6 protein-coding genes are annotated in these 5,636 nt (G+C 66.7%); all 6 read left to right on the forward strand.

The window, feature by feature from the left end; genetic code table 11:
- Nucleotides 1-1,795: peptidyl-prolyl cis-trans isomerase (locus EN781_RS23945; RefSeq protein WP_127400386.1), on the forward strand; the 1,795-nt coding region annotated here is incomplete at its 5' end.
- A complete protein-coding gene (gene trpD / locus EN781_RS23950; protein ID WP_126054482.1) occupies nt 1,792-2,802 on the forward strand; it encodes an anthranilate phosphoribosyltransferase in 1,011 nt (336 codons plus the stop codon). The genes EN781_RS23945 and trpD, both read left to right, overlap by 4 nt.
- A 4-nt stretch (nt 2,803-2,806) precedes the next feature.
- Nucleotides 2,807-3,619, forward strand: a complete 813-nt coding sequence (gene trpC, locus EN781_RS23955) for an indole-3-glycerol phosphate synthase TrpC (RefSeq protein ID WP_126054481.1) — start codon at nt 2,807-2,809, stop codon at nt 3,617-3,619.
- 2 nt (nt 3,620-3,621) lie between these two features.
- Nucleotides 3,622-4,119: a cyclic pyranopterin monophosphate synthase MoaC gene (moaC, locus tag EN781_RS23960; RefSeq protein ID WP_126054480.1), complete on the forward strand. Its 498-nt coding sequence runs from the start codon at nt 3,622-3,624 to the stop codon at nt 4,117-4,119.
- Nucleotides 4,119-5,324, forward strand: a complete 1,206-nt coding sequence (gene glp, locus EN781_RS23965; protein WP_126054479.1) for a gephyrin-like molybdotransferase Glp — start codon at nt 4,119-4,121, stop codon at nt 5,322-5,324. Before moaC ends, glp begins: the two co-directional genes overlap by 1 nt.
- A gap of 116 nt (nt 5,325-5,440) precedes the next feature.
- Nucleotides 5,441-5,636: MarR family transcriptional regulator (locus EN781_RS23970; protein WP_348631391.1), on the forward strand; the 196-nt coding region annotated here is incomplete at its 3' end.

The following is a 5,636-nucleotide window of genomic DNA, read 5'->3' on the forward strand; positions in this document are numbered from 1 at the left end:
TCTATCGGGAACTTTGGGCGGCCATCATTCCGTGATCACAGCCGGCGGCACGGCGGTTTCGATCAACGAATACCGCCTCGCCTACGACCGCCAGATCAGCGTCATGTCGCAGCAGTTCGGCCAGCGCATCACGCGCGAGCAGGCGCAGGCCCTCGGCATCGACAACCAGGTGCTGGCGCAGCTCGTTTCGGGCGCGGTGCTCGACGAGCAGGCCCGCAAGCTCGGACTTGGTCTGTCCAAGGACCGGCTCGCCGAACTCACGCGCGAGGATCCGGCCTTCAAGGGGCCAAGCGGCCAGTTCGACCGCAGGACGTTCGAATACCTGCTGCGCCAGATCGGCATGCGGCCCGAGGACTATCTGAAGAATCGCGCCCAGGTTGCGGTGCGCCAGCAGATCGTCGAGGCGGTTTCGGACGGCCTCAAGCCTCCGCAGACCTTCCTCAAGGCGGTCGCGCTCTACCGCGGCGAGGATCGCACCATCGACTATCTGACCTTGCCGAAGACGCTGGTCGAGCCGATCGAGGCGCCGTCTGACAGCGTGCTCCAGACCTATTTCGACGCCAACAAGAAGGCATATGCGGCGCCCGAATACCGCAAGTTCTCCTATGTCAGGCTCGAACCGCAGGACATCATGGACCCGACCGCGGTGACCGATCCGCAGATCAGCGACGACTACAACAAGAACAAGGGGCGCTACACGACGCCCGAGATGCGCACCATCGAGCAGCTGGTGTTTAAGACGCCGGACGCGGCCAAGGCCGCGTTCGATTCGCTGAAAGCGGGCGCGACTTTCGACAAGCTCGTCACCGCCGAGGGCAAAACCCAGGCCGACACGCTGCTTGGCACGCTCGCCAAGGACAAGATCGCCGACAAGGCGGTGGCCGACGCGGCCTTCAAGCTCGCCGCCAACGAGGTCAGCCCCGTCGTCCAGGGCGCCTTCGGCCCGGTGCTCCTGCGCGTCACCGAGATCAAGCCGGAGGTGGTGAAGCCCCTGGCCGAGGTGTCCGACCAGATCCGCAAGGACCTGGCGCTCGGCGAGGCCAGCCGCATCCTGCTCGACGTGCACGACAGCTACGAAGACACGCGCGCTTCCGGCAGTTCGCTTGCCGACGCCGCCGCCAAGCTGAAGCTCAAGGTCGTCACCGTCGACGCGATCGACCGCACCGGCCAGCGGCCAGACGACACCATCGTCAAGGACCTGCCGGAGTCGGCGGATCTCATCAAGGCGGTGTTCGTCGCAGAGCCCGGCACCGAGAATGAGGGCCTGACCACCGCCGACAACGGCTTCGTCTTCTACGAAGTCGGATCGATCACGCCGGCGCGCGACCGCACGCTGGATGAAGTCCGCCAGAAGGTGGTGGCCGACTGGACGGCGGCGGAAACGGAAAAGCGGCTTGCCGCCAAGGCGGACGAGCTCGAGAAGCGGCTCAAGGCCGGGGCCACGCTCGATGTGATCGCTGGCGAACTCAAGCTCGAGAAGCAGACCAAGCGCGGCCTGAAGCGCGAAGCCGATGACGCCGATTTCGGCAAGGAAGGCGCCGCCGAGATGTTCGGTGTCGGCGAAGGCGGCACCGGGCTGATCCCCTCGCCCACCGGCGACGGACAGATCCTCTACAAGGTGGCTGAAGTCTTCGAGCCGGCCGGCGCCGATGCCAGCTCCGTGCCTGACGACGCGCAGAAATCGTTCACTGCCGGCATGTCGGACGACCTGCTCGACCAGTTGGTGGCGCAGTTGCAAACGCAATACGACGTCCGCATCGACCAGACCGCCGTTACCCAGGCGCAGGCCCGATGAGCGCGCTGAAGAGCCATATCGCCAAGGTGGCGGCAGGCACCCCTCTCTCGTTCGAGGAAGCGCGCGAGGCGTTCGAAATCATCATGTCTGGCGACGCGACGCCCGGCCAGATCGGCGGCTTCCTGATGGCGCTGCGCGTGCGCGGCGAGGCGGTGAGTGAGATTTCCGGCGCCGTCGCCACCATGCGCGCCAAGATGCTGCGCGTCGAGGCTCCGCACGGTGCCATCGACATCGTCGGCACCGGCGGCGACAATTCGCACAGCGTCAATATCTCGACGGGTTCCGCCTTCGTCATTGCGGCAAGCGGCGTGCCCGTGGCCAAGCACGGCAATCGCGGCCTGTCCTCGCTGACGGGCGCCGCCGACGTGCTCACCGCGCTCGGCGTCAAGATCGATATCGGACCGGAGACGATTGGCCGCTGCATCCATGAAGCCGGCGTCGGCTTCATGTTCGCGCCGGCGCATCATCCGGCGATGAAGCATGTCGGCCCGATCCGGGGCGAGCTTGGCACGCGCACCATCTTCAACTTGCTCGGACCGTTGTCCAATCCGGCCGGCGTCAGCAGGCAGATGGTCGGCGTGTTCCTGCCGGAATGGATCATGCCGGTTGCCGAGGCGTTGAAGGCGCTGGGCACCGAGCACGCCTGGGTCGTTCACGGCGACGGCTATGACGAGATCACCACCACCGGCGAGACGCAGGTGGCGGAACTTGCCGGCGGCGAGATCCGCACCTTCGCGCTCACCCCCGAGGCGGTCGGCCTGAAGCGCCATACCAAGGACGAGTTGCGCGGCGGCGACGCGGCCTACAATGCCAAGGCGCTGCGCGATATGCTGGGAGGTGCCGCGGGCGCCTATCGCGACACCGTGCTGATGAATGCCGGTGCCGGCCTGGTGGTGGCCGGCAAGGCAACAACGCTGGCCGACGGCATGGCGAGCGCTGCGCAAGCGATCGACAGTGGCCGGGCGCTCCAGGTGCTCGGCCGGCTGGTCGAAATTTCGAACGGGTAGAGCCTTGTCCGACATCCTGCGCAAGATCGAAGCCTACAAGCGCGAGGAGATCGCGGCGGCGAAGCGGCGCGTGCCGCTGGCCGAGATCAAGGCGCGGGCAGATGGCGCCGAGGCGCCGCGCGGTTTTCTTGCCGCGCTCGAAGCCAGGCGCGCGGCCGGCAGCTTCGGGCTGATCGCCGAGATCAAGAAGGCGAGCCCGTCCAAGGGGCTGATCCGCGCCGATTTTGATCCGCCGGCGCTGGCCAGGGCCTACGCGAAAGGTGGCGCCGCCTGTCTGTCGGTGCTGACCGACGAGCCGTCCTTCCAGGGTGCGCCGGAATTCCTCGCCGCCGCCCGCGCCGCCGTTGTCCTGCCCGCGCTTCGCAAGGATTTCCTGTTCGACGCCTATCAGGTGTTCGAGGCCCGCGCCTGGGGTGCCGACGCCATCCTAATCATCATGGCGAGCGTCGACGACGCGATGGCTCGCGAGCTCGAGTCTGCGGCCTTCGAACTCGGCATGGATGCGCTGGTCGAAGTGCATGACGAGGCCGAGATGGAGCGGGCGCTCCGGCTCTCCTCGCGGCTAATCGGCATCAACAACCGCGACCTAAGGACATTCGAGACCAGCCTGGACGTTTCGGAGCGGCTGGCGGCGATGGTGCCGGCCGACCGGCTGCTGGTCAGCGAAAGCGGCATCTTCACGCATCAGGACTGCCGCAGGCTGGAGAAGTGCAAGATCGGCACTTTCCTGGTCGGCGAGAGCCTGATGCGGCAAGCCGATGTGGCCGCCGCAACGCAGCTTCTGCTCACGGGCAAGGCGCCAGCCGAGGCGCTCTGACCATGGCGACCTCCCTCACCCACCTTGGCGCTTCGGGCGAAGCCAACATGGTCGACGTCGGCGACAAGGCCGAGACGGTGCGCACCGCGATCGCCGAGGGTTTTGTCTCGATGCGCGCCGAAACGCTGGAGATGATCCTTGCCGGCGATGCCAAGAAGGGCGACGTGCTTGGCACCGCGCGCATTGCCGGCATCATGGCGGCGAAACGCGCGCATGAACTGATCCCGCTCTGCCATCCGCTGCTCCTGACCAAGGTTTCGGTGGACATCGAGCCGGACACGTCCCTGCCTGGCCTCAAGGTCACGGCGCTCGCCCGCGTCACCGGCAAGACAGGCGTCGAGATGGAGGCGCTGACGGCGGCCTCCGTCGCCTGCCTCACCATTTACGACATGGCCAAGGCCGCCGACCGCGCCATGGTGATCTCCGGCATCAGGCTGGTCGAGAAGACCGGCGGCAAGTCTGGCGATTACAAGGCGGCCGGGCGCGGGGAAGGCGCTTGATGGCGCTGGTTCCTGTCGCCGAGGCGCTCGAGCGCCTGCTGGATGGAGCGGCGCCGCGGGCCAGTGAGAGCGTCGCGCTGATCGACGCCGCCGGCCGGGTGCTGGCCGAGCCCGTGGTGGCATTGCGCACGCAACCGCCCTTCAACGCCTCCGCCATGGACGGCTATGCGACGCGCGCCACCGACGTGGCATCCGTGCCGGCGCGGCTTTCGGTGATCGGCATGGCGCCGGCCGGCCGCGGCTTCGAAGGCAGCGTCGGCCCGTCGCAAGCCGTGCGCATCTTCACCGGCGCGCCAGTGCCGCAAGGCGCCGACACCATCGTCATTCAGGAGAATGTCAGGGACCTGGGCGGCGGCACGGTAGAGGTAACCCAGCCGACGGCGCAAGGACGCAACATCCGGCGTGTCGGACTCGATTTCGCGCAAGGCGATGTGCTGCTCGAAAGGGGCCGCCTGCTTGATCCCGCGGCACTGTCGCTGGCGGCATCCGCCAACCATCCGTGTTTGAGCGTGGTGAAGCGGCCGCTGGTCGCCATCATCGCCACCGGCGACGAACTGCTGCCGCCCGGCAGCGAGCTTGGTCCCGACCAGATCATTTCGTCCAACGCCTATGGCGTCGCCGCCGCCGCTCAGTCGGTCGGCGCCCGCGCGCTCGATCTCGGCATCGCCGCCGACCGCAAGGAAGCGATCGCCGCGCTGGTCAGGCAGGCCGTCGAGCAGCAGGCCGATGTCATCGTCACGCTGGGCGGCGCCTCGGTCGGCGACCACGATCTGATCCACGACGTGCTGACCGGCGAAGGCATGACGCTCGATTTCTGGAAGATCGCCATGCGCCCGGGCAAGCCGCTGATGTTCGGCCGGATGGGGCGCACGCGCTGTATCGGCCTGCCGGGCAACCCTGTCGCCAGCCTGGTCTGCTCGCAATTGTTCCTGAAGCCCTTGCTGGCGCGACTCGGTGGCCGCGACTTCCGGCAGGACCTGCGCGAGGCACGCCTGGGCACGGCGATGCAGGCCAATGATCTCAGGCAGGATTACGTGCGCGCCGTGGTCCGCGAAGAAGCCGGCTCAATGGTTGCCACCCCCTTCGGCATCCAGGACTCCTCGATGCTGCGCATGCTCGCCGACGCCAACGGCCTTGTCGTGCGGGAGCCCTTCGCCCCGGCTGCAGCCGCAGGCGACGCTTGCCGCGTGCTGATGCTACGCTGAACAAAACGTCAACGCATTCATTAAACTTTAAACGGTTGCGGAACACAACTGGAACAGATAGTGTTTGTTCTGGGTTTGTTTTTCTGATTCTGGTTTCAGAACCCGTGGGGGCCGCCATGCTGACGCGCAAACAACATGAACTCCTGATGTTCATCCATGAACGGCTGAAGGAAAGCGGCATTCCGCCCTCGTTCGACGAGATGAAGGAGGCGCTCGATCTCGCCTCGAAGTCGGGCATCCACCGGCTGATCACGGCGCTGGAAGAGCGCGGCTTCATTCGCCGGCTGCCGAACCGGGCGCGTGCTCTGGAAG

The sequence above is a fragment of the Mesorhizobium sp. M4A.F.Ca.ET.090.04.2.1 genome (assembly GCF_003999085.1).
Taxonomy (GTDB): Bacteria; Pseudomonadota; Alphaproteobacteria; order Rhizobiales; family Rhizobiaceae; genus Mesorhizobium.

Bases quoted from the DNA above. Each gene is read 5' to 3' on its own strand.
- trpD (WP_126054482.1), top strand. From the start codon at position 1,792: ATGAGCGCGCTGAAGAGCCATATCGCCAAGGTGGCGGCAGGCACCCCT.
- moaC (WP_126054480.1), top strand. From the start codon at position 3,622: ATGGCGACCTCCCTCACCCACCTTGGCGCTTCGGGCGAAGCCAACATG.
- glp (WP_126054479.1), top strand. From the start codon at position 4,119: ATGGCGCTGGTTCCTGTCGCCGAGGCGCTCGAGCGCCTGCTGGATGGA.